Origin of the sequence: Aggregatibacter aphrophilus ATCC 33389, assembly GCF_900636915.1 — a bacterium.
GTDB lineage: Bacteria > Pseudomonadota > Gammaproteobacteria > Enterobacterales > Pasteurellaceae > Aggregatibacter > Aggregatibacter aphrophilus.
In genome coordinates this window covers 2175997-2198960 of sequence record NZ_LR134327.1, presented here as the reverse complement: position 1 = coordinate 2198960, position 22964 = coordinate 2175997, and the positions used below count along the sequence as shown (strand labels likewise).

General features: G+C 41.4%; 21 protein-coding genes and 1 other annotated feature. Of the genes, 6 read left to right on the top strand and 15 right to left on the bottom strand.

Features of this window, described 5'->3' with window-relative positions; translation table 11 throughout:
- Window positions 1-47 precede the first annotated feature (47 nt).
- Both EL144_RS10535 and ubiD read right to left on the bottom strand, forming a co-directional pair.
- Window positions 48-1673 carry an ABC transporter substrate-binding protein gene (locus tag EL144_RS10535; protein WP_005703767.1) on the bottom strand — a complete coding sequence of 542 codons (1626 nt, stop codon included), beginning with the start codon at window positions 1671-1673 and terminating at the stop codon, window positions 48-50.
- 156 nt (window positions 1674-1829) lie between these two features.
- Window positions 1830-3296: a 4-hydroxy-3-polyprenylbenzoate decarboxylase gene (gene ubiD, locus EL144_RS10530; protein ID WP_005703768.1), complete on the bottom strand. Its 1467-nt coding sequence runs from the start codon at window positions 3294-3296 to the stop codon at window positions 1830-1832.
- Window positions 3297-3421: 125 nt separating this feature from the next.
- Here ubiD and smpB point away from each other — a divergent pair, with 125 nt between their 5' ends.
- Window positions 3422-3904: an SsrA-binding protein SmpB gene (gene smpB / locus EL144_RS10525; protein WP_005703769.1), complete on the top strand. Its 483-nt coding sequence runs from the start codon at window positions 3422-3424 to the stop codon at window positions 3902-3904.
- Window positions 3905-3977: 73 nt separating this feature from the next.
- On the opposite strand, the gene cgtA is transcribed toward smpB, so the two are convergent.
- The 4 genes from cgtA to rplU form a co-directional block, all read right to left on the bottom strand.
- A complete protein-coding gene (cgtA, locus tag EL144_RS10520; protein WP_005703770.1) occupies window positions 3978-5150 on the bottom strand; it encodes an Obg family GTPase CgtA in 1173 nt (390 codons plus the stop codon).
- Between the two features lie 36 nt (window positions 5151-5186).
- Window positions 5187-6104: a DMT family transporter gene (locus EL144_RS10515; protein ID WP_005703771.1), complete on the bottom strand. Its 918-nt coding sequence runs from the start codon at window positions 6102-6104 to the stop codon at window positions 5187-5189.
- A 63-nt stretch (window positions 6105-6167) separates the two neighbouring features.
- Entirely contained in the window at window positions 6168-6425 is a 258-nt protein-coding gene (rpmA, locus tag EL144_RS10510) for a 50S ribosomal protein L27 (RefSeq protein ID WP_005701175.1), read from the bottom strand.
- 20 nt (window positions 6426-6445) lie between these two features.
- On the bottom strand, window positions 6446-6757 hold the full coding sequence (gene rplU / locus EL144_RS10505; RefSeq protein WP_005695431.1) for a 50S ribosomal protein L21: 312 nt from the start codon (window positions 6755-6757) through the stop codon (window positions 6446-6448).
- A 258-nt stretch (window positions 6758-7015) separates the two neighbouring features.
- On the opposite strand from rplU, the gene ispB reads away from it, so the two are divergent.
- Window positions 7016-7987 (top strand): octaprenyl diphosphate synthase, encoded by a 972-nt coding sequence (ispB, locus tag EL144_RS10500; protein WP_005701174.1) that lies wholly within the window; start codon window positions 7016-7018, stop codon window positions 7985-7987.
- A 339-nt stretch (window positions 7988-8326) separates the two neighbouring features.
- Window positions 8327-9055 carry an epoxyqueuosine reductase QueH gene (locus EL144_RS10490; protein ID WP_005703774.1) on the top strand — a complete coding sequence of 243 codons (729 nt, stop codon included), beginning with the start codon at window positions 8327-8329 and terminating at the stop codon, window positions 9053-9055.
- Between the two features lie 28 nt (window positions 9056-9083).
- On the opposite strand, the gene EL144_RS11785 is transcribed toward EL144_RS10490, so the two are convergent.
- Both EL144_RS11785 and EL144_RS11780 read right to left on the bottom strand, forming a co-directional pair.
- Window positions 9084-9215, bottom strand: a complete 132-nt coding sequence (locus EL144_RS11785) for a 2-octaprenyl-3-methyl-6-methoxy-1,4-benzoquinol hydroxylase (RefSeq protein ID WP_111297338.1) — start codon at window positions 9213-9215, stop codon at window positions 9084-9086.
- Window positions 9216-9293: 78 nt separating this feature from the next.
- Window positions 9294-9416 (bottom strand): hypothetical protein, encoded by a 123-nt coding sequence (locus tag EL144_RS11780; RefSeq protein WP_005701171.1) that lies wholly within the window; start codon window positions 9414-9416, stop codon window positions 9294-9296.
- 155 nt (window positions 9417-9571) lie between these two features.
- On the opposite strand from EL144_RS11780, the gene miaB reads away from it, so the two are divergent.
- Window positions 9572-10996, top strand: coding sequence for a tRNA (N6-isopentenyl adenosine(37)-C2)-methylthiotransferase MiaB (gene miaB, locus EL144_RS10480; protein WP_005703776.1), 1425 nt, complete (start codon window positions 9572-9574; stop codon window positions 10994-10996).
- Window positions 10997-11051: 55 nt separating this feature from the next.
- Here the strand turns inward: miaB and priC are convergent, their stop codons facing one another.
- The 5 genes from priC to EL144_RS10455 form a co-directional block, all read right to left on the bottom strand.
- Complete coding sequence (priC, locus tag EL144_RS10475) at window positions 11052-11618, bottom strand: primosomal replication protein PriC (protein WP_005703777.1); 567 nt, start codon at window positions 11616-11618, stop codon at window positions 11052-11054.
- A 63-nt stretch (window positions 11619-11681) separates the two neighbouring features.
- Window positions 11682-13034, bottom strand: coding sequence for a Na+/H+ antiporter family protein (locus EL144_RS10470; protein WP_005703779.1), 1353 nt, complete (start codon window positions 13032-13034; stop codon window positions 11682-11684).
- A gap of 103 nt (window positions 13035-13137) precedes the next feature.
- Window positions 13138-13264, bottom strand: a sequence feature (His leader region).
- A 122-nt stretch (window positions 13265-13386) separates the two neighbouring features.
- The gene (gene rnt, locus EL144_RS10465) at window positions 13387-14040 is read right to left on the bottom strand and encodes a ribonuclease T (RefSeq protein WP_005703780.1); all 654 of its coding nucleotides are present in this window, start codon (window positions 14038-14040) and stop codon (window positions 13387-13389) included.
- A gap of 86 nt (window positions 14041-14126) precedes the next feature.
- Window positions 14127-14534 (bottom strand): lactoylglutathione lyase, encoded by a 408-nt coding sequence (gloA, locus tag EL144_RS10460; protein WP_005557828.1) that lies wholly within the window; start codon window positions 14532-14534, stop codon window positions 14127-14129.
- A gap of 154 nt (window positions 14535-14688) precedes the next feature.
- Entirely contained in the window at window positions 14689-16641 is a 1953-nt protein-coding gene (locus tag EL144_RS10455) for a TonB-dependent receptor domain-containing protein (RefSeq protein ID WP_032995143.1), read from the bottom strand.
- A gap of 764 nt (window positions 16642-17405) precedes the next feature.
- Between EL144_RS10455 and pgtP the strand changes: the two genes are divergently transcribed.
- Together pgtP and EL144_RS10440 are read left to right on the top strand one after the other, a co-directional pair.
- Window positions 17406-18737: a phosphoglycerate transporter protein PgtP gene (pgtP, locus tag EL144_RS10445; RefSeq protein ID WP_005703783.1), complete on the top strand. Its 1332-nt coding sequence runs from the start codon at window positions 17406-17408 to the stop codon at window positions 18735-18737.
- A 133-nt stretch (window positions 18738-18870) separates the two neighbouring features.
- Entirely contained in the window at window positions 18871-21417 is a 2547-nt protein-coding gene (locus EL144_RS10440) for a GDYXXLXY domain-containing protein (protein WP_005703784.1), read from the top strand.
- A 77-nt stretch (window positions 21418-21494) separates the two neighbouring features.
- Here the strand turns inward: EL144_RS10440 and cmoA are convergent, their stop codons facing one another.
- Together cmoA and EL144_RS10430 are read right to left on the bottom strand one after the other, a co-directional pair.
- The gene (gene cmoA / locus EL144_RS10435; protein ID WP_005703785.1) at window positions 21495-22220 is read right to left on the bottom strand and encodes a carboxy-S-adenosyl-L-methionine synthase CmoA; all 726 of its coding nucleotides are present in this window, start codon (window positions 22218-22220) and stop codon (window positions 21495-21497) included.
- 70 nt (window positions 22221-22290) lie between these two features.
- Window positions 22291-22818 carry an isoprenylcysteine carboxyl methyltransferase family protein gene (locus tag EL144_RS10430; protein ID WP_005539902.1) on the bottom strand — a complete coding sequence of 176 codons (528 nt, stop codon included), beginning with the start codon at window positions 22816-22818 and terminating at the stop codon, window positions 22291-22293.
- Window positions 22819-22964: the final 146 nt, after the last annotated feature.

Genomic DNA, 22964 nt, shown 5'->3' with positions numbered 1-22964 from the left:
AAATTTTTAGCGTTTTTTGAGCCGCTCTAAAAAGAGCTAACACAAGGTTAGTGTTTAATAATATAAAGGTTACGTAATAAGATGTGATCTTGCGGATCTTTGCCTGAATAACCTTTTACATAAGGTTTCACTAAACGTGGATTGACATAGTTAAAAATCGGCACGATAGCAAAATCATTCGCTAAGATTTCTTCCGCTTTGGCATAGGCCTCAGCACGTCCTTTTGCATCTCCGGCAAGGTAAGATGCTTCGATAGCTTTATCGTATTCCGGATTTTTGTATTTTGCCGTGTTATTGCTAGAGTTAGACAAGAAATAGTTACCGAACGTAGTCGCTTGGTTATAGTCCGCATTCCAACCTGCGCGGGCTACATCGTAGCGTTGTCCGCGACGGTTATCGATGTAGGTTTTCCATTCTTGGTTTTCCAGTTTTACGTCCACCAAGCCTTTAGTATTAGCTTTCCACATGGAGGCTGCTGCAATAGCAACTTTTTTGTGGTTTTCATTGGTGTTATAAAGAATAGTGAATTTCAACGGATTGGCTTTGCTGAAGCCTGCTTCTTCTAACAATTTGATGGCTTCTTCATTTCGTTTTGCCATTGGTTCTTTGGAATAGGCCGGTTGTTGAATCAATTCACCCTCCGCAATGTAGGTTGGAGTAAACACATAGGTTGGTGTTTGACCTTGGGCAAGCACTTTGTCGGTGATAACATTACGATCCAATGCCAAGTTCAACGCTTTTCTGACCCGAACATCATAAAATGGCGCTTTAGTGTGATTGATTTCATAAGAATAAGTGGCCAAAGTTCTGGTAGTAAACACTTCGTCTGGTAATTCTTTTTTCAACTTGGCAAACTGTTCAGGCGGTAGGGCGTAATTGGTAATATCCAAATCTCCCGCACGGTAACGTGCTACGTCAGTGCTTGCGTTTTCAATCGCTAAAAATGTTGCTGAATTAACCACGGTTTCTTTATCATTCCAATAAAGCGGGTTACGTTCAAATTCAATTTTCTCATTAATTACATGATTTTTTAATTTATACGCGCCATTGCCCACAATATTGTCTTTTTTCACCCAAGCATCACCAAATTTTTCTACAATTTTTTGTGGCAATGGTAGTAAAGATTGGTGAGTGGTTAACCCGACAGCATAAGGTACAGGATTGTCGGTGTGCACTACAAAGGTGTAGTCATCTTTGGCTTCAACGCCGAGTTCTTCAGGTTTTTTCTTGCCGTCAATAATGTCTTGGGCATTTTGTACTTGTAAATAATCTAAAAAACTAGCATAAGGTGAGGCGGTTGCCGGGGTTACTAAACGACGCCATGAGAATACAAAATCATGGGCAGTAACAGGATCACCATTTGACCATTTAGCATCTTTACGTAAATGGAACGTCCAGGTTTTGTAGTCCGGTGTATTTTCCCAGCTTTCAGCTACACCGGGAATTAAATTCCCATCCGAATCCATGCTGACTAACCCTTCAAATAATTGATAAGCCACTTCAGATTCTGGTACACCTTCGGTTTTATGAGGGTCAAAACTTTGTGGTTCGGAGCCATTATTAAGCATAATATTTTGTGTCTCGGCCAACTGTGTTCCTTCAGGCACTTTGGCGGCATAAACGCTACCGGATAATGCAATAGCGAGAGCTGAGAGAAGTAGTTTATGTTGCATTTGAGTCTCCTTGTTATTAGCAATCAACAGTTGTTTGTCTCTAGAAAAATTGTTTATCGCAAAAAAATAAGTTTGTAAAGGTTAATTAATAGAAAATGTCGCTTTATTCATTTTTTATTAAAAAATTAAGTAGAAATCACAGAAAATGAAATAATCTTAAAGAATATCCAAGCTCTGCCAAATATCGTCAATGCGTTTTATTACCTCGGGATCTTTTTTGATCGGCGTTCCCCATTCCCGCGTAGTTTCACCTATCCACTTGTTGGTGGCATCAATGCCCATTTTGGAACCAAGCCCTGCAATTGGGGAGGCAAAATCTAAATAATCAATTGGTGTATGTTCAATCATTGTGGTGTCGCGGGCAGGATCACAACGAGTCGTCATCGCCCAAATTACATCTTTCCAATCGCGGATATTAATGTCGTCATCACATACGATGACAAATTTGGTGTACATAAACTGCCGTAAAAATGACCAAACTCCCATCATCACCCGCTTGGCATGGCCGGCATATTGTTTTTTCATGGAAACCACTGCTAGGCGGTAAGAACAGCCTTCCGGCGGTAAATAGAAATCGACGATTTCAGGAAATTGCTTTTGTAGAATCGGGATAAACACTTCATTTAACGCTTCTCCCAGCACTGCCGGTTCATCAGGCGGACGACCTGTGTATGTAGAATGGTAAATCGGCTTATGGCGCATGGTGATATGGGTGACGGTGAATACAGGGAAATATTCCTGTTCGTTGTAGTAGCCCGTGTGATCGCCATAAGGGCCTTCAAGTGCGGTCTCTTTTGGATCAATATAGCCCTCCAAGACGATTTCCGCACCGGCAGGCACTTCTAATTCGTTGCTGATCGATTTCACCACTTCTGTTTTCGTGCCACGCAATAAGCCTGCGAAGGCATACTCCGATAAACTGTCCGGCACCGGTGTTACTGCTGCTAAAATGGTTGCAGGATCTGCCCCCAATGCCACGGAAACCGGAAATGGCTCATTCGGATGAGCTTGCTGCCATTCCTGAAAATCTAATGCACCGCCACGATGAGAAAGCCAACGCATAATCAATTTATTTTTGCCAATTAACTGTTGTCGGTAAATGCCTAAATTTTGGCGTTTTTTATTTGGCCCTTTCGTGATGGTTAGCCCCCAGGTGATTAACGGCGCAACATCGTCTTTCCAACATTGCATAATCGGTAATTGATATAAATCCACTTCATCGCCGCTTAACAGAATTTGCTGGCAATCCGCCTTGCTTAGAACCTTGGTTGGCATATTCAACACCTGTTTATATTGTGGCAATGTTTGCCATAATTCTTTAAAGCCTTTCGGCGGTTCGGGTTCTTTTAAAAACGCCAATAATTTTCCGACTTCACGTAACGCAGTTACCTCTTCTTGCCCCATACCTAACGCGACCCGTTTCGGGGTACCGAATAAATTGCACAGCACCGGAATATCAAAGCCTTTCGGATTCTCAAATAGCAGGGCAGGGCCACCGGCGCGTAAAGTGCGGTCGGAAATTTCGGTCATTTCTAAATAAGGGTCGATTTCTTGGGAAATGCGTTTAAGCTCGCCTTTGCTTTCCAAAAGGGCGAGAAAATCGCGTAAATCTTTATATTTCATTTTGTTAGCCTGAATTTATAGGAGGGTAAGCATTTCGGTTATGTTATAGTAATCTGATGCGTTTTGCTATCTTTGAGCGGATTCGGTAGAATGAGCGCCAATTTATTTTAAATATCAAACAGATTATGACGAAGAAAAAAGCAAAAGTGGCGTCTAACACCATCGCATTGAACAAACGCGCCCGCCATGACTATTTTATTGAAGACGAAATCGAAGCTGGCCTTGAATTGCAAGGTTGGGAAGTGAAATCCATGCGTGCGGGCAAGGCCAATATTAGTGACAGTTATGTTATTTTCAAAAACGGGGAGGCTTTCCTCTTTGGCGCTACAGTACAGCCATTGAGTGTCGCCTCTACGCATGTGGTCTGCGATCCGACCCGTACCCGTAAACTGTTATTAAAACAGCGCGAATTGGATTCTTTATTCGGCAAAGCAAACCGTGACGGGTTCACATTGGTTGCCCTTTCGCTTTATTGGAAAGGCGCATGGGCAAAAGTGAAAATCGGTTTGGCGAAAGGGAAAAAACAACATGATAAACGTGACGATATTAAAGAGCGGGAATGGAAAGTGGCGAAAGATCGTATTATGAAAAACGCAGCGCGTGGATAGGGCTTAACGCCAAAAAAAGTGCGGTTAAAATTCACAGAGAATTTCGACCGCACTTTTTTATTTCTAGGGAAGGTTAAGGCTTATAGATAATTTCTACGTCTTCTTCATCTTCTTCTGACCAGTCATCCCAATCATCGTCTTCATCGTCAAAATCGGCATTTTCCAATTGCTCCTGATGATATTCTTCCCATTTGAATTTCACTTCTTCGTTTTCAACCGGAACCGCTTCGGTCTCACGTGGGTTGGCTTCCAAGAAGTCCATAATATCACGGCAAAGCTGCGACACGTTTTTGCCTGTGGCGGCAGAAATTAAATAATAATTCTCCGTCCAGCCAAGGCGTTCGGCGATAGCTTCGGCACGTTCATGGGCTTCTTCATCGCTCATTGTGTCGATTTTATTAAACACTAACCAGCGTGGCTTCTCTGCCAAGAATTCGCTGTATTGAAACAATTCTGATTCAATAATCGCCACATTATCTGCCGGATCGGATTCATCGATAGGGTGAATATCTACCAAGTGAATTAATACGCGGCAACGTTCTAGATGTTTTAGGAAGCGAATGCCTAATCCCGCACCTTCGGAGGCACCTTCAATTAAGCCCGGAATATCGGCTACCACAAAACTGCGATTGTCATCCACTTTCACTACGCCTAAACTTGGCACCAAAGTGGTGAACGGGTAATCTGCGACTTTCGGTTTGGCAGCGGAAACAGCACGGATAAACGTAGATTTACCGGCATTGGGTAAACCCAACATGCCCACATCGGCAAGCAACATAAGCTCTAACAATAAATCGCGTTTTTCTCCTTCCGTGCCCATGGTTTTTTGGCGTGGAGCACGGTTGACGGAGGATTTAAAGCGGGTGTTGCCGAGCCCGTGATAACCGCCTTTGGCCACCAATAATTTCATACCGTTTTGGGTTAAATCACCAATGACTTCTTGGGTGTCGTTATCAATAGCGCGGGTGCCTACCGGCACGCGTAATGTGATGTCTTTGCCGCGGTGTCCGGTGCAATTAGCGCTACGTCCGTTTTCCCCGCGTTCGGCGGCATAACGTTTTTCAAAACGGTAGTCAATTAACGTATTTAGGTTTTCATCAGCGATTAAATAAACATCGCCGCCATCACCACCATCGCCACCGTCCGGTCCGCCTTTCGGAATATATTTTTCACGACGGAAACTGGTACAACCATTGCCCCCGTCACCTGCTTCGACGCGAATCAAAGCTTCATCAATAAATTTCATTCAACTTCTCCAAAATACTGAAAATTATCACCGCACTTATTGGCGGGCAGAGAATAACGTGTGCCCGATGGCGGATAAAATTGCTCCGCATACTACAATAAACGCACCGATATAGCTAATAGTATTTAGTTCCGGTGCGGTAAAATCTGTCGGGTCGATGTAGTGAGCGATATGAGCAAATAAAATGGTAAATAACGGCACTAAGGTGATAACCACGCTCACTTTCGACACATCCCATCGGTTTAGGGCTTCCGCATAGGCACCATAGCCGAAAAGCGTGTTTAGGCAACAATAAATAAAGCAACCTAGGGCAAATGGGGTTAGATTTTCCACTTGGGAAAATTCGGCAAAAGGTGTGAATACAAGGGCGCAACCCAAATAGATCATTAACAGGATTTGCTGCGAGCTAAATTTACGGAGCATTAATTTTTGTGCCATGCCATAGGCTACCCAAACTAAAGAGGCGCTAATACTGATCAGAACACCGGTAGAATAGGCGTTTAACCCGGTAAAAATATCTAACCGATCGTTGAAAAATAATCCTAAACCGATAAGCAATAAAAATAAGCCGATTTTTTGATGCATGCCGAGCTTTTCTTTAAAAACGAATATGCCACAAATTAGCATTCCGAAAGAGGACACGTGAATAAAAATTTGCGCAACGGAAGGCTCGATGTAATTAAGCGAGCTGTTGAATAAGAAAAAGTTACCGGCTAAGCCAATAATGCCGACGACAACCAACCAGCCGTAATACCCGAGCTTGGCTATCTGCGGCAATTTGTTTTTATATCCGAGCAAGATAAATAAGACGAGGCTGGCAGTGATGAAGCGATACCACACGATGGTTTGCACGCTCATACTGGAAAGCACTTGTTTCAACGCAACAGGTAAAGACCCCCATGCCATGGCGGTGATTAATGCAAAGAGAAAACCCAAGACAGGCTGTTGTTTCATTAAAATTACCTATAAAAAAACCCTGCTTTTGCAGGGCTTTTTATTTTTATTCTGTGAGTAAAATTATTCAGTTACGATACTTACGTATTTACGATTTTTTTCGCCTTTCACTTCAAATTTTACTTTACCATCGGCAGTTGCGAATAAGGTGTGGTCACGTCCCATTCCAACATTGTTGCCTGCGTGGAATTTAGTACCACGTTGACGAACGATGATGCTGCCTGCTAATACAGATTCACCACCGAAACGTTTTACACCAAGACGTTTAGCTTCAGAATCACGACCGTTACGAGTTGAACCACCAGCTTTTTTAGTTGCCATCTACTTGATCTCCTCTGAAATTATGCTTGAATCCCAGTGATTTTCACTTCTGTGAACCACTGACGATGACCTTGTTGTTTACGGCTGTGTTTGCGACGACGGAACTTAACGATTTTAACTTTATCGCCACGACCTTGTGCAACTACTTCAGCCACTACTTTCGCGCCGGCAACGACCGGTGCGCCGATTTTAACATCTTCACCATTAACGACCATCAACACTGAATCGAATTCAACTGTTGCGCCAGTTGCAAGTTCAAGTTTCTCTAAACGAACTACTTGACCTTCGCTTACTCGGTGTTGTTTACCGCCACTTTGGAAAACTGCGTACATAAATACTCCGCTATAATTGTGCTCTAATGTTGTTTCATTTCGCACATAAAATTCATATAAATAGGGCGCAAATTCTACGGAAAAATTTACCCCATGGCAAGGGTTTATTTGAAAGAAAATAAAAAATTTCGGAATTTCGGCGGATTGATTTCAGAAAGCCTAAAAAATCAGGTAAAATCCACCGCACTTTAATGTTCCCGGTTTAACCTAATCGGCCTCAGTTAGTCAAAATTAGATGAAATGAATACAACAAATTTAATGGATATGAATGCAATCCAAGCGCTAAGCCACGCGGATATGCAAAAAGTGAACGAATCAATTTTAGCCCAACTCAACTCAGATGTTGTTTTAATTAACCAATTAGGCTTTTATATCGTGCAAGGCGGTGGTAAGCGCATTCGTCCGTTAATTGCCGTGTTGGCGGCAAGAGCCTTGGGCTTTGAAGGACCGCAGGCGATTACCTGCGCAACCTTTGTAGAATTTATTCACACCGCGTCTTTACTGCATGATGATGTCGTAGATGAGTCCGATATGCGACGCGGACGTGCTACGGCGAACGCGGAATTTGGTAATGCGGCTAGTGTGTTGGTGGGGGATTTTATTTATACCCGCGCCTTCCAATTGGTTGCTCAGCTGGAATCCTTAAAAATTTTGCGCATTATGGCGGATGCCACCAATGTGTTGGCAGAAGGCGAAGTGCAACAGTTAATGAACGTTAATGATCCGCAAACCAGTGAAGAGAATTATATGCGGGTGATTTACAGCAAAACCGCTCGTTTATTTGAAGTGGCGGCCCAGGCAGCAGCAATTATCGCCGGCAGCAATGAGGCGCAGGAACAGGCCTTGCAAAGTTATGGACGTTATCTCGGCACAGCATTCCAGTTAGTGGATGATGTGTTAGATTACAGCGCTAATGTTAAGGCCTTAGGGAAAAATGTGGGCGATGATTTAGCTGAAGGTAAGCCGACGCTTCCTTTATTACACGCGATGCACCACGGCAATGAACAACAAGCCGCGTTAATTCGCGAAGCCATCGAACAAGGTGGGAAACGTGAGGCCATTGATGAGGTGTTAGCTATTATGGCAGAACATAAATCCCTTGATTATGCGATGGATCGCGCTAAACAAGAAGCACAAAAAGCCGTTGATGCGATTCAGATTCTGCCGGAAAGTGAGTATAAACAAGCGTTGATTTCCTTAGCGTATTTATCCGTGGATAGAGCATATTAATGAAAAAGCGACTCCTAACATGTTTGTTGTGCTTTTTTAACCAATCAGTTTTATCAGCCGATTTTTCCTGCGCAGAACCAAATGGCGCATCTAAAATGGTGACATTTTTCAACCAAATTGATAAGCATCACATGGAAAGCGGTTTGCTACCGCCCAACGAAAAACTCGTTCGAACCGATAATTCACAGATGTGGGAATATACAAATAAGGCGAATACAAAGGCTGTACTTGAAGTAAAGTCTGCCGATACGCCAAAGTTTTTTTGTTTTCACTTTATAATCCAAAAGGTTCAACAATATTTGTTTATAAATGTATCGAAATTCTTCAAGCTAAATAATCATGACAGAACAACAATCTCAAAGTGCGGTCGGTTTTCAACATAAAACGCGCAAACAAAAACCGCGCAAAGATCCGAACGCACCTTTTATCCGTGAAACACTGGAATTGCCCGAAGGGCACAATAAACTTCTTTTGCATTCCTGTTGCGCGCCTTGCTCGGGCGAGGTGATGGAAGCCATTTTGGCATCCGGTATTGAATTTACGATTTATTTCTACAACCCGAATATCCACCCGTTAAAAGAATATTTGATTCGCAAAGAAGAAAATATTCGTTTTGCACAGAAATTTGGTATCCCGTTTATTGATGCCGACTATGATCGTCAAGAATGGTTTGATCGTGCTAAAGGCATGGAATGGGAGCCGGAGCGCGGCATTCGTTGTACCATGTGTTTTGATATGCGTTTTGAAAAAGCGGCTGAATACGCACATGAACACGGTTTCCCGGTGTTCACCAGTTGCCTTGGTATTTCGCGTTGGAAAGACATGGAGCAAATTAACGGTTGCGGTCATCGTGCGGCAGAAAAATATGACGATGTGATCTATTGGGATTATAACTGGCGTAAAGAAGGTGGCTCACAACGGATGATTGAAATCAGTAAACGTGAGCGTTTTTATCAGCAAGAATATTGCGGTTGCGTTTATTCTTTGCGTGATAGTAATAAATGGCGCGAACAAACCGGTCGTCAAAAAATTGAAATCGGTAAACTTTATTACTCGCCGAATCAATAAGTTATTCAATGTATTCATCAACGGCAGATTATAAGCCCAAGGCGTAACGCAATGCCTGTTTTTTCAATATCGGGGTTTTATCTGCCGCTACCAACGCCAAATTACGTAACACCTTCAATGGCAAAATCTCTTCCTTAAAGGCCTTATAAAACAGATCCATACCTGATTGCATCAGCAAATTATCGACTTTGCGTTTTTGTTGGTAACGCGCCAGTACCTTATCATTGGCGATATTTTCCTACTGCCGAAGCGCAGAGCGTATGATCTCAATTAAGACTTTCATATCTTTAAAACCGAAGGTGCATGCCACACCGATCATGCCGCCACCGACGACAATAACATCTTTTTGAATATTCGCCATTTTTCCCGTTTCTCCTCCTGTTTCAAACGGGCTTTATTCTACCTCCAATAGGTAAAATTCTAAAGAAAATCTGCTTTTTGGCTAGTCAGTAAAAGCGCAAAACTGTAGAATAGCCAGTCAATTTTTATGATTAATTAGAGTGAATTTCAACCCATATGACGCAAAAATTACATATTAAAACCTGGGGCTGCCAGATGAATGAATACGATTCATCCAAAATGGCGGATTTGTTGCATAGCACGCATGGACTAGAATTAACGGATGTGCCGGAGGAAGCGGATGTATTGTTATTGAACACTTGTTCCATTCGTGAAAAAGCGCAGGAAAAAGTATTTCATCAGTTAGGCCGTTGGAAAGAATTAAAGAAAAGCAATCCTAAGTTATTAATCGGCGTAGGCGGTTGCGTAGCATCGCAAGAAGGCGAGCATATCCGCACCCGCGCACCTTATGTGGACATTGTTTTTGGACCGCAAACGTTGCACCGCCTGCCGGAAATGATTAACCAAATCCGTGGCGGCAAAAGCTCCGTCGTGGACATTAGTTTCCCGGAAATCGAAAAATTTGACCGTCTGCCGGAACCGCGTGCGGAAGGTCCGACAGCGTTCGTTTCTATTATGGAAGGTTGTAATAAATATTGTACTTACTGCGTAGTGCCTTATACACGCGGTGAGGAAGTGAGCCGTCCGGTGGATGATATTCTGTTTGAAATTGCCCAGTTAGCAGAGCAGGGGGTGCGTGAAGTGAATTTGCTTGGTCAAAACGTGAACGCTTACCGCGGGCCAACATTTGACGGTGAAATCTGTACTTTTGCCGAGTTATTGCGTTTAGTGGCAGCCATTGACGGCATTGACCGTTTGCGTTTTACCACCAGCCATCCGATTGAATTCACTGACGACATTATCGATGTGTATCGTGACACGCCGGAATTGGTGAGTTTCTTACATTTGCCGGTGCAATCCGGTTCTGACCGCATTTTAACGATGATGAAACGTGGTCATACGGCGATTGAATACAAATCCATTATTCGCAAACTGAAAGCGGTGCGTCCGAATATTCAAATCAGCTCAGACTTTATTGTCGGTTTCCCGGGTGAAACGGAAGAGGATTTCGAGCAAACCATGAATTTAATCGCACAAGTGAATTTCGATATGAGTTTCAGCTTCATTTATTCCGCGCGTCCCGGTACGCCGGCAGCGGATTACCCTGATGACGTGACCGAAGACGAGAAAAAACAGCGCTTATATTTGTTGCAGCAACGCATTAACAACCAAGCTGCACAATTCAGCCGTGCGATGTTAGGCACCGAGCAACGCGTATTGGTGGAAGGCCCGTCCAAGAAAGACATTATGGAATTGACCGGACGTACGGAGAATAACCGTATCGTCAACTTCCAAGGTTCACCGGATATGATCGGTAAATTTGTGGATATTAAAATCACGGACGTGTTCACTAACTCCCTACGCGGTGAGGTTGTGCGCACGGAAGATGAAATGGGATTGCGAGTATTGCAATCGCCACAAATGGTGATTAACCGTACCCGTAAAGAAGATGAGCTTGGCGTAGGACGTTACGTTGGCTAATGAGAACGCATTAAAATGAAAAAACCTTGCAATGTGTTGCGAGGTTTTTTTGTGGTTATTTCTGCGTTTCAAGGAAAACCAAATATTCTTCCAACATTTCAATGGCTTCTAAACAACGGGCGCGGCGTTGTTCTAGTTGTTCCAGTTTTTGTCGATTAAACGGCAACCCTTCTCTTTGCGCTTTGCTTAAATCATCTTGTTCACACTGAATTTTTTCATTAAAAGAGGCTAAGTATTCATAGTATTTCGCTAAGCGTTCGCGCGGTGGTAAGGTATGAACAGGATGATAGCGTTTATCCGCCAACTTGCTTTCTTCTTTCGCTTTAATAGGAAAGAGTTGTACATTTTGCTGCTGACGGGTTAACGCATCCGAAAGTGCGGTGCATTGTGCCGACAGTTTTTGCGTGTAAAACTGCAAGGCTTCAAGATTCTCACTTTTAATCTGCTCAATCTGAGAGAAAGTTTGTTCGATCTGCTCAAAATAAAACGCTGTTTTTCGCCAGTTTTCCGTGAATAAATTTTCCGAAAATTTGGTGTAAACCGTTTCTTCTTTCTGCGCGTCATAACGCTCGAAAAAATGCTGAAGGCTTTTTTTTAAACGTTGGATGGAAATGTTTTTCATAGGCGTATAGAAAATGAAAGTGCGGTGAAAAATTTACGTGTTTTTTCAACCGCACTTTTGAACTTACAAATACATGGCAGCAATCCAACCGAAGACTATTAACGGAATATTGTAGTGAATAAAGGTCGGCACAACGGAATCCCAAATGTGGTCGTGTTTGCCATCCATATTCAAACCGGATGTCGGCCCTAATGTGGAGTCAGATGCTGGTGAACCTGCATCACCCAACGCTGCTGCAACACCGACAATGGACACGGTAGCGAGTGCGGAGAAACCGAAAGATAAACAAAGTGGCACATAAATGGAAGTAATAATCGGCACGGTAGAGAAAGAAGAACCGATCCCCATGGTAATAAGTAAACCGACGAGCAACATCAAGAACGCAGCAAGTCCTTTGCTTTGGATGACGCCGGTACTTAACACTTCAACCAATTCTTTTACACCGCTCGTGCTATTAATCACATTGGCAAAACCGGAGGCGGCAATCATCACGAAGCCGATCATCGCCATTAAGCGTAAGCCTTGTTGGAAAATATCGTTGCTTTCTTTGAGTTTAAAAATACCGAATACGGCGAAGATGATTAAACCCACTAAGCCTCCGATAATTGTGGAGCTAGTAACTAATTGCACAGTGAAGGTGGCAACAATAGCGATTAAACTGGCTGTAATTTGTTTAGGGGTAATATTAGCAATGTGCTGCTCAATGTCTTTGGTTGTCGGCTCGGCTGTGGCGACAACATATTCACGCGGTTTGCGATAAGTAATGAAGATGGCTGTAAGTAATCCTAAAATCATGCCGATAACCGGAATAGTCATTGCCAACGAAACTTCACCTACGGTGGTTTGTAAGCCTAGCGCTCCGCCTACGGAGTTAATATTTTTCACCAAAACACTTTCGATAAAGATTTTTCCGAAGCCTACTGGTAATAGCATATAGGTAGCGGTTAAACCGAATGTCAGCACACACGCTACGGCACGGCGGTCAATTTTCAATTTGTTGAAAATAGCAAGAAGTGGTGGGACAACAATTGGAATAAACGCGATGTGTACCGGCAATAGGTTTTGTGAAGAAATTGCGAATAATACTAAAACGCCCAATAACACATATTTGAACATAGCAATGCCGTTGGCGGATGGAGTTTTGTTCATGCGAGTAATGATTTTATAGGCGAGTAAATCGGTGATGCCGGATTTAGAAATAGCAATGGCAAATGCACCGAGCATGGCATAGTTCATAGCTACTTCAGCACCGCCACCTAGCCCACCGGTGAAGGCTTCAATGGTTTTTGTTAGGCCTAAATCACCGATTAAACCTGCCGTGAGGGCAGAGATAACCAGTGCAATGACTACATTAATTCGTAGCAAGCTAAGCGCCAGCAAGACGATGATTGAGATAACGACAGGGTTAGTTAACATGTGTTTATCCTTATAAGTTAAGTTATTGATAATTTACTCGAAATACAAAATTTGTCTAATAAAATTGCCATTTTATTTTGTGGGAATTAATTTTGATGTAAAAAAAGAAACCCCCTCGAAAGCGGACTTCCGAGGGGGCGATATGCAATGATTTATTCGTACCTGCTCGGAAGTTATCTTCCAAGCACACCAAATACCTGAAAGATCATTCAGTTACATGGTGGTGATGGTGACGAATAAAGTTCATTTTAAATCTCCTGCGTGACTTGCTTTTTAAACTACTGGAAAAATTTTTTTGTCGCAAGTACTTTTTCAAAAAATTTGCAAAGTGCGGTCAATATTGGTGGCGTTTTTAATCTTCTGTCGCAATATGTGGAAATCCACCCAGTGTTTTTAAGTGATTCACCATATAACAAAATAATTCTGCAGTACGTTCCGTATCGTAGAGGGCAGAGTGTGCTTGTGATCCATCAAAAGGGATTTTGGCCGCTTGGCAGGCTTTAATTAACACCGTTTGACCAAACATAAAACCGCTTAGGGTTGCCGTATCAAAGGTGGAAAAAGGGTGAAATGGGTTGCGTTTGGCGTTGGTGCGTTGTGCTGCTGCCATAATAAAGCCCTGATCAAAGGCTGCATTATGCGCCACAATAATCGAGCGTTGGCACTCGGCATCTTTCTGTGCGCGGCGTACCATTTTAAACATTTCGCTGATGGCAATGTTTTCACTGATGGCACCGCGCAGCGGGTTGTCAATGTCAATGCCGTTAAATTTAATGGATTCAGGATCGATATTTGCGCCTTCAAAAGGTTGAATGTGGAAATGGCATTTTTGATCCGGTACCAAATGACCATTGTCATCCATTTTTACCGTAATTGCTGCCAGTTCTAACAATGCATTGGTTTTAGCATTCAAGCCTGCGGTTTCCACATCAATAATTACCGGTAAATAGCCACGGAAACGATGTTTTAAGAGATTATAGTTTATGGTTTCTTGTGTTTCAGACATACATTTTCCTAAAAATAAAACGTGGATAACCGTTCATAATCCACGTTAAAAAACGTTTGAATTTTCTATCGCACTTTTGGCGCGAATTAGTTGCCTAATCCGGCTTGTGCGTTTTTGTTTTCGATAAATTCGATTTTATAACCGTCCGGATCTTCCACAAAGGCAATCACGGTTTTGCCGCCTTTTACCGGGCCGGGCTCGCGGGTGACATTGCCACCGGCTTTACGCACGGCTTCACAAGTGGCGTAAATATCGTCCGTGCCGATAGCGATATGCCCGTAAGCGGTGCCGAGTTCGTATTTATCCACGCCCCAGTTGTAAGTCAGTTCCAACACGGAAGCCTTGTCTTCATCGTCGTAACCTAAAAATGCCAGAGAATATTTGTACTCGGGATTTTCGCCGGTGCGCAATAAACGCATACCCAACACATCTTGATAAAACCGAATGGAACGTTGTAAATCGCCGACGCGTAACATGGTGTGTAAAATTCGCATGGTATTCTCCCATAAGTGAAAACTGTGCCAATTATGCCACAGAATGAGGGCATTTGTTTTGAGAAAATAAAAAGGACTAAGCAGCTTAGGCTTAATCCTTTTTGAATATGGCGCATCATAGAAACACGGTGAAAACCCACCGCACTTCTATGGCTTAGAAGGTGTAATTGACATTTAAGCGAACATCGCGACCCGGTTCGGGTAGGGTGGAAACACCTGCACGTTGGCTGTGGCTGCGATAATATTTATTAAACGCATTATTTAACGCCAAGTTAACGTTGATGTTTTCAACCGGTTTCCATGTGACGTAGAAATCGTTCACACCATATCCGGGGCGTTTAGTGGTGGTTGAACCGCCACCACGGTTATTCGTGCTGGTATCATAACTCGTATGCTGTACGAAACGTCCTCTCCAGCCAATTTCTACATCAGGTTGCTCAAAGCGGTAAGCCACGCCGGTAGTCCAAGTCCGACCAATTGGAATGGCAGTAACCGTACTGTCGACGGTTCTGCCATCTAATTCAGGCTTGCTATAGGCTACACTGGCACGTAAAGTTAAACCTTCATATTTATATGCCGCACCTAATTCGTAACCGCTATTTCTCAACTTACCTGCATTTTGAATTTCAAAATAACCCGGTCTGATTTGAGTGAACGCGTGAGTATCCTGAATCGTTTGCCAGAAATAGCTACCGTTTAATGAAAGGCTATCGGCTAATTTATAGTTGAAACCGATTTCCGTATTGCGTGACTTTTCAGATTTAATATTGCCGGCAATGGAATAGACTGCAGGGTTTCCTCTGGTAGTTCCTGACGACAATAGAATTTCCCGGAAACGAGGACTACGGGTTGCGTAGTTTAAGCTGGCACTAAAACTTAAATCCTTCGTTACTTCATAGATTAAACCAAAACTTGGGTTTAAATTACCTTTGTTTGATTTTCTGCCATCCATAGCTCGGAATGAGAAGTGATCGTAACGTAAACCTGTGGTTAAGGTGAATGCACCGAGACCCCAGATACCTTCTGCATAAACGCCCACATCACGTTTCTTTTGATTTCTTATTTGTACCCCGTTTTGCACCGTGAGAGAATTTGGTCTGCCTTCTTGATCACGGTAATTGACACCATATTTGATTAAGTGAGACTCACCGATTTGAGAATCTAAGTTAAGGTTTGCACCATTGGCAACCAAATGGATTTTGGAACGTTCGGTAGGTTCTTCTCGGCTAATAACTGTACGCCAAACATTGGCTTTTGCGGTACTGATAAAGCCAATGTTTTTGCCGGTCCACTCAATCTTGCCGGTATCATTAGTGGTGACGCGATAGCGTGGAGCATTAACTGATTCTCTTCCGTCCTGAGCAAAGTCAAACTCCTCACGTAGTGCGCGGACACCATAATGGCGTTCTTGGCGACGGCTTAATTCAATACGATGATCTTCGTTTAGATCTACACCGACTTTAGCCAATAAACCACGCTGACCCAGTGCACTATTTTTGATCTTATAGCCATTACCCGCTTTGTAATCACGTTCTTTTACCCAGTTACCGGAAATTAAAGCATCGAATGCACCGACTTTGGAATAAATGGTGGCGCCTTTGCTCCAACCACTATTCGAACTTACACCGGCATTAACTTTAAAACCAAAGTCTTGTTCCTCTTTCAGCAAATCTTTTGCGCTGACAGTTTCCGCCACGATTGTACCACTGGTGGCGCCAATGCCGGCGCTGGCTGACCCAGTCCCTTTTTGCACGCTCACTTTCTTGAATAGTGCCGGATCAAACATGAAACGGCCTTGGTGGTGGAAGAGTTGGGCGTCGGTATAAGCATCATCCACTTTCACATCCACTTGATCTTGCCCCATCCCACGAATGGTAAACCATTGTGATGTTCCGTGACCACCTCCGAAGTTAATCGCCGGTTCGTCTTTCAATAAACCTTTTAATTCGGTTTCCGTACTGCGATTAATCGATTCAGTTGTAATCACATTAGTTTTACTTTTGGCACCGGTATTTTCTGAAACCACGTTAATGACTTCTAAGTTGTCCGCATAAACCGCGGTGGCAACTAACATTGCGAGGGGAAGCAATGAAAAATGTTTGCGCATAAATGCTCCTATGAAGGTTAATGACGATAAATAAATTACGGGGGGAATTTAGCCTATTTATTGAATTTTTGCAAATGATAATTATTACTATGCTTGCTCTTATATACCCCTATATTTCCTCCTTTTTTAAGCGGAAAAAAGTGTGGTACTTTTTGCGGAACGTTACATAAATGTGTTTGTTGATAAGTTTGTTCAATGATTTCGGAATCTTCAATATCTACCGCAATGCTATTGTTAAGTTTGTATGCGAACAACAAGAAGAGCCTTTAAAAAATAATAGAGGAATAGAGGAAAAGATTGGTAAATTTTTTTGAGATCATTAATTTTGTTTAAAAAGGGAGTTTTGAACTAAAAATAAAGTTTTTATTAGAAGATTATTCTGTTGTGGCTTATTTGATTCCTAGTAAAATCTACAGTAAAAAATAAAAGAAAAGTGATCTGTGTGCTAATTTTGAGTCTTTATGTAGATAAGTTAAATAACCTATTAAATGAGGTAAATTAAATGTATATAACTTGTTATGTTATCTTGTGAAGTTGCTTTCTTGCTTATGGTCAGACCAGTTTTTTTATTGACTGAGTGTAAGAGAAATACCTTTATTTATCAGGTGTCATAAAAGGTTTTACCATCTTCCTCAAAATCGTCATGTGTTTTTATTGTTTTTACCAAAAAAGGATCTTTGATATTTTATAAAAGATGTTGTTATTGAAGGTATTTCTTGGCAACAGAACATTCACATCATTAAACGAAAACAAAGGAGTTTTTTATGTTTTCATTTCTCAGGGCCTCTCCGCCGGCATCTCGAATTGAGTCTTCCCGAGTTGATGCGGAGTATAAGAAATTACGTTGGCAGGTATTTGCCGGGGTATTTATAGGTTATGCGGCCTATTATTTGATCCGCAAAAACTTTTCTTTAGCTATTCCATACTTAATTGACGAATATGGTTTTACCAAAGCCGATTTGGGAACGGTGGGAGTCGCATTATCACTGGCTTACGGCTTTAGTAAGTTCATTATGGGGAACGTATCCGATCGTAGCAATCCGAAGTATTTTATTACCATTGGTTTATTGGGGTCTGCTACAGTCAGCTTGATTTTTGGTTTAGTGCCAGGCGTACTTTCTTCCATTCCGATAATGATCGTGCTTGCTGCCTTAAATGGTTGGTTCCAAGGCATGGGTTATCCTCCTGGGGCGAAAACGATGACTAACTGGTTCTCAGTGTCCGAACGGGGCGCTTGGTGGAGTTGGTGGAACGTTTCTCACAATTTAGGTGGCGGGTTAATTGGTCCATTAGCGATTTTGGGTCTATCCATATTCGGCGTATGGCAATCTTTATTCTATTTGCCGGCGTTAATCGCCATTGTGTTAGCCTTCATCATGTTCTATTTAATGCGTGATACGCCAGAATCTCAAGGCTTGCCGCCGGTAGATGAGTGGCGAGGCGAAAAGGTGGTGCAACATGTTGAATCAGCCCACACGCTTTCATCCACAGATATTTTCAAAAAATATATTCTAAATAACAAATTCTTATGGGCGATTGCTATTGCCAATGTATTTGTATATTTCATTCGTTATGGCATTATCGACTGGGCACCGACCTACTTAAAAGAAGTGAAACATTTTTCCGTAGATAAACAAAGCTGGGCATATTTCCTGTATGAGTATGCAGGGATTTTCGGCATGCTGACCAGTGGTTATTTGAGCGATAAAGTGTTCAAAGGTCACCGCGCCCCGCCAATGCTGTTGTTCCTGACAGGTGTGCTTGTTGCGATTTTTGTTTATTGGAAAAATCCGGCGGGTAATCCGTTGGTCGATAATATCTGTTTGGTCGCAATTGGTTTCCTGATTTACGGACCGGTGATGATGATCGGCTTGCAGGCAGCCGATTTGGTTCCTCGCGTGGCCACCGGCACTGCAACAGGATTAACCGGATTATTCGGTTATCTGCTCGGGTCCGCCAGTGCGGGGTATGTGATGGGTAAATTAGTGGATTTATTCGGTTGGGACGGCGGTTTCTATGCGCTGATTGTTTCCTGTTTCTTAGGTTTTGGCTTTATTGCCGTCACCTTGTTCCATAAACCCAATGCAACTAAATAATATTTAGCTTGCTTTGAATGATAAAGTGCGGTCAAAATTCATCACAAAAAGTGACCGCACTTTTGCTTTCTTTTTAATTTAAAAATTGGCAGAATACGTTTGATTTTTAATTAAAAAATTAAAAGGAAGGAGTATGAACACCTCATCTTTGTTCAATTTATCCTGGCCTCGTTATCTTAATTTACTTTTTTTATTATTAAGTGCCGGGTTTCTTACTAGCGGTATTGTGACTTTAATTGCCGCCAATTTGGATTATTTTTCCGATCTTGCAAAAATTTATGGATTACAAGCCGTATTACTATTTTCTATTGCATTGGGCTTTTGCTTTTTTCTGCGCGAAAGCCGTAAATTGGAAAAAGAAAAATTAAAACTACTATCTGCCACTTTCTTTTTTATCACCTCTGTTCTTATCGGCGCTGTTTTTGCTTTGGTGGGACAAACCTATCAAACGGGGGCTAACGCATGGGAATTATTTGCCATTTGGTCAGTATGCCAATTGCCGTTGTTATTATTACTACCAAATGTCGCCTCAGCGTTATTGTTGGTTGCAACTACCAATATTGCCTTATTTTTGTTTAATGATAGCAGCTATGAGAATGACATCGCGCTTTCCGCGGTAAGTTTAAATTTTATTTTCTTGCTGTTAAGTGAATTATTTATTCATCGATTGCATGATGGGAACTGGCGACTTCTGCCTAAGTTCCTTGTATTCTTAGTGCTGGTGAATCTGTTTTTTGTCAGGATTTTGACAGATTTTCTAGGTAATGACGTTGATTCCAGCGTTTATTTCTTTATTCTTTTCTTGCAAGTGGCGCTTCCATCTTTGGCGTGTATTTGTTTTTATAAACAGTATCGCATTGACTTTGTGAACTTAATTACTGCCACTGTGAGCTTGATTACTGCCTTTGGCTTTTTCCTTTTTTCTAATGTGAATTCTGCCGATTTTGCCGTATTAAGCGGTTTATTACTGTTTATTATTACCATCGGCGCTATCATGTTATTACATGGTTGGTATAAACGTCATTATCCGCAACGGAAAAGTATTTCTTGGGCGTTATCTATTCTGCTTATTTTCGCCATTTTTATCGGTATCGTTACCGGCCTAATTTGGATCTTCTTAGCATTAAACGTATCCGATCCGCGCATGAGTTTGTTGGTACTAAGCGTTATCGTGTTATTTATTGCTTTAGGGATGCATTTTGGTAATCCTGATGCGGAAAGTCATATATCAATTATCATCGGTATTTTCTTCTTAATGGGCTATTGTTTGTTGGGCGGTTATTTTCTTTCTGATGTATTTGATAGATACGATAGCGGTACATTAACGATAACTACGCCATTATTATTTATGGTCGTGGTGGGGATATTTTATTTTTTACGCAAAGAAATTTGGTTGCGTACATTAACCATCATGACTGTGTTGGTGATGTGGCATATCTATTTTAGTGATTTCTATTTCATTGGACTCGATTACGCTAATCAAGTGGAATACCACTATGTGCCTTTCTACATTTTGACTATGCTAGGTTGCGTAGTGGCATTTTTAACTCAAAAAGTTTATGGCGAAAACGAAAAAGTCAGCGCACAGATTTCGCCTTTTGCTTGGGCGTTTTTGCTGTTTAGTATTTGTGCTTCTTTGCAAAATGCGGGCTATATCTTGGTTGGTTTTAGCCAAATGGCCGATGAATTGCCAAAAGTGATGAGCTTTGCGGAGCTCTTTGATGTCATGACTGCAGGCGTATTTACCCATGCAGATTTCGTACTGGGCTGGATCATTCCGTTTTTAGTTGGTCTTACACCGTTGGTTATTTTCTTGGTTATTCGTCGTTTATTTGTCTTAGATCGAGCTGAAACTATCTTGATAAGTTTGGCTTTTGCTTTATTTATCATCGGGTTTATTTCTCAACCGTCAATTTTATTTTTGGTGACATTATTGTTGTTGGCATATTTGATGAATAGCCGAATGTTATTTTTTATCGCCGTTTTCTTTTTAACGATGAATTTAGGCATATATTATTACTCCTTGATCATTCCATTGCTTTATAAAGCGTTGTTATTGCTTCTCTTTGCCTTGATATTTAGCTGTGTTGCTATTTATTTGTTACGAAAATATAAACCACAAACTCAAAGTGCGGTCGGTTTTGCCAACGTTTCTAAAGTGAAGCCGTTGGTGGCATTAGCTGTAGTATTGCTGATACTGATTCCTCTGAATTACAAAGTGCAGCAGTTTGAAGATGTGTTGGCGACGGGTAAACCGGTGGTGTTAAAAATTGCACCGGTGGATCCGCGCTCCTTGATGCAAGGGGATTACATGGCATTGAGTTATGCGATTTTAAACGACATTCGTGCCAATTTGAATGAATCTGAAGATGGCGTGACTCTTGCTAAAGAGAAAAAACATCCAAGTAAAGTTTATGCGCTGATTCATCAAGACGAACAAGGCGTTGCTACCTTATGTCAGGTGGAAGATAGTCCGCCGAACGATTTTAAAGATTGTGTCGCTAATGTGTATTTGCCGGTGAATAATTTCAAATGGTTGCCTGAATTACCGAGCCAAGAATATTTCTTTGCTGAAGGCAAAGGGCAACATTATGCGCAGGCGGAATATGCCGAATACCGTTTTAAGGATGGTATTTTGTTGTTGGCTCGCTTGTTGGATAAGGATTTGAAAGCGTTATAGAAAAATTGAAAAGAAAAGTGCGGTGGGTGTCGTTTAAAAACGCATTAAAAACCTACCGCACTTTTTATTTTAGCCAATTATTTTATCGCCACCATAGAACCGAAATTAAAGCACTGAAACCAAAGTTCTACATGAGAAAATCCCACGTTTTTTAACCGCACTTTGTGAGAGTCAATGGAGTCGGTTCGCATGACATTTTCAAGTGCGGTACGTTTTTGGCTTACTTCTAATTCGCTGTAGCCATTGGCGCGTTTAAATTGATGGTGTAAATCAATGAGCAATTCATTGATGGCAGTATCTTCAAAACGGAATTTCTCCGACAATACTAATAAGCCGTTTGGGTTTAATCCTTGGTAGATTTTTGTCAGCAATGCCACGCGATCCTCTGGGGGCAAAAATTGTAGGGTGAAATTTAAAATCACCATGGACGCATTTTTGATTTCAACTTGGCGAATATCATCACATAAAATATCTACCGGGATGTCGCTATGATAGGCCGCAATGTGCTGACGGCAACGCTCGACCATAGGTTGGGAATTATCGATACCGATAATTTTTACATTGGGCTGTTGAATATGACGACGGGCGGACAATGTTGCCGCGCCACGGGAACAGCCGAGATCGTAAACATTACTGTTGGGCGTGACAAAACGTTCGGCTAGCATACCTATAGCGGTAATGATATTGGAATAGCCGGGAATAGAGCGTTGGATCATGTCCGGAAACACTTCGGCAACGCTTTCATCAAAAGTAAAATCACCCAATTTTTCGATTGGGGTGGAGAAAATGGTGTCTTTGTTCATGAGAGTAAATAAAAATTACATGATTTAAAAATAACTATTTTATGGTGTTCTAGATATAGAATATATAGATTTAGATATTATGATTTTCTTTAAACAAGCATTTCATCGCCTTTTCTTCTTGCATAATACGGATAGCTAAGATGATCATGTATAAAGGTAATATAAACATGGCAGTTAGTTTAGCTTGGCATAGTAAGCTTAAACCAATTAATTCGGGAATGATATTCAGAAAATAATTAGGATGTCTAAAATATTTGAATATAAATGAAGTATTTATCTTATGATTAGGCAAGATGTAAACTTTTACAGTCCAAATTTCTTTTAGTTGATAGATTACGTAAAATAGCATTATAAGAGAGAAAATCAAGATTATTAATCCAATCTGAGATTCTTTATTAAAAATAACTTGATTGTAATTGGCTTCAGTAATACATGAAAGATAGAATAAAATATGTACTACTGATAAGGCAATTGAATTTTTCTTTCCATATTGTATGGCGCCTTTTTTTAGTAAATTTTTTTCATTTCTGATTGAAATAGATAAAGTATAAAATCGTAATAATAGAGCTAACGCAAAGAAAATGTTAATAAGTAACATAAAGGCTATCCTTTTTAAGTGATATGTCGTGTGATAACAAAGGGTTATGTTTATTTTATCGTTCTATGAGTATAACTCATGTAAGAAGCTGATAATGACTATAGTATAATATCTCTTATAATAAGAAATATAATTTTTATTGATAG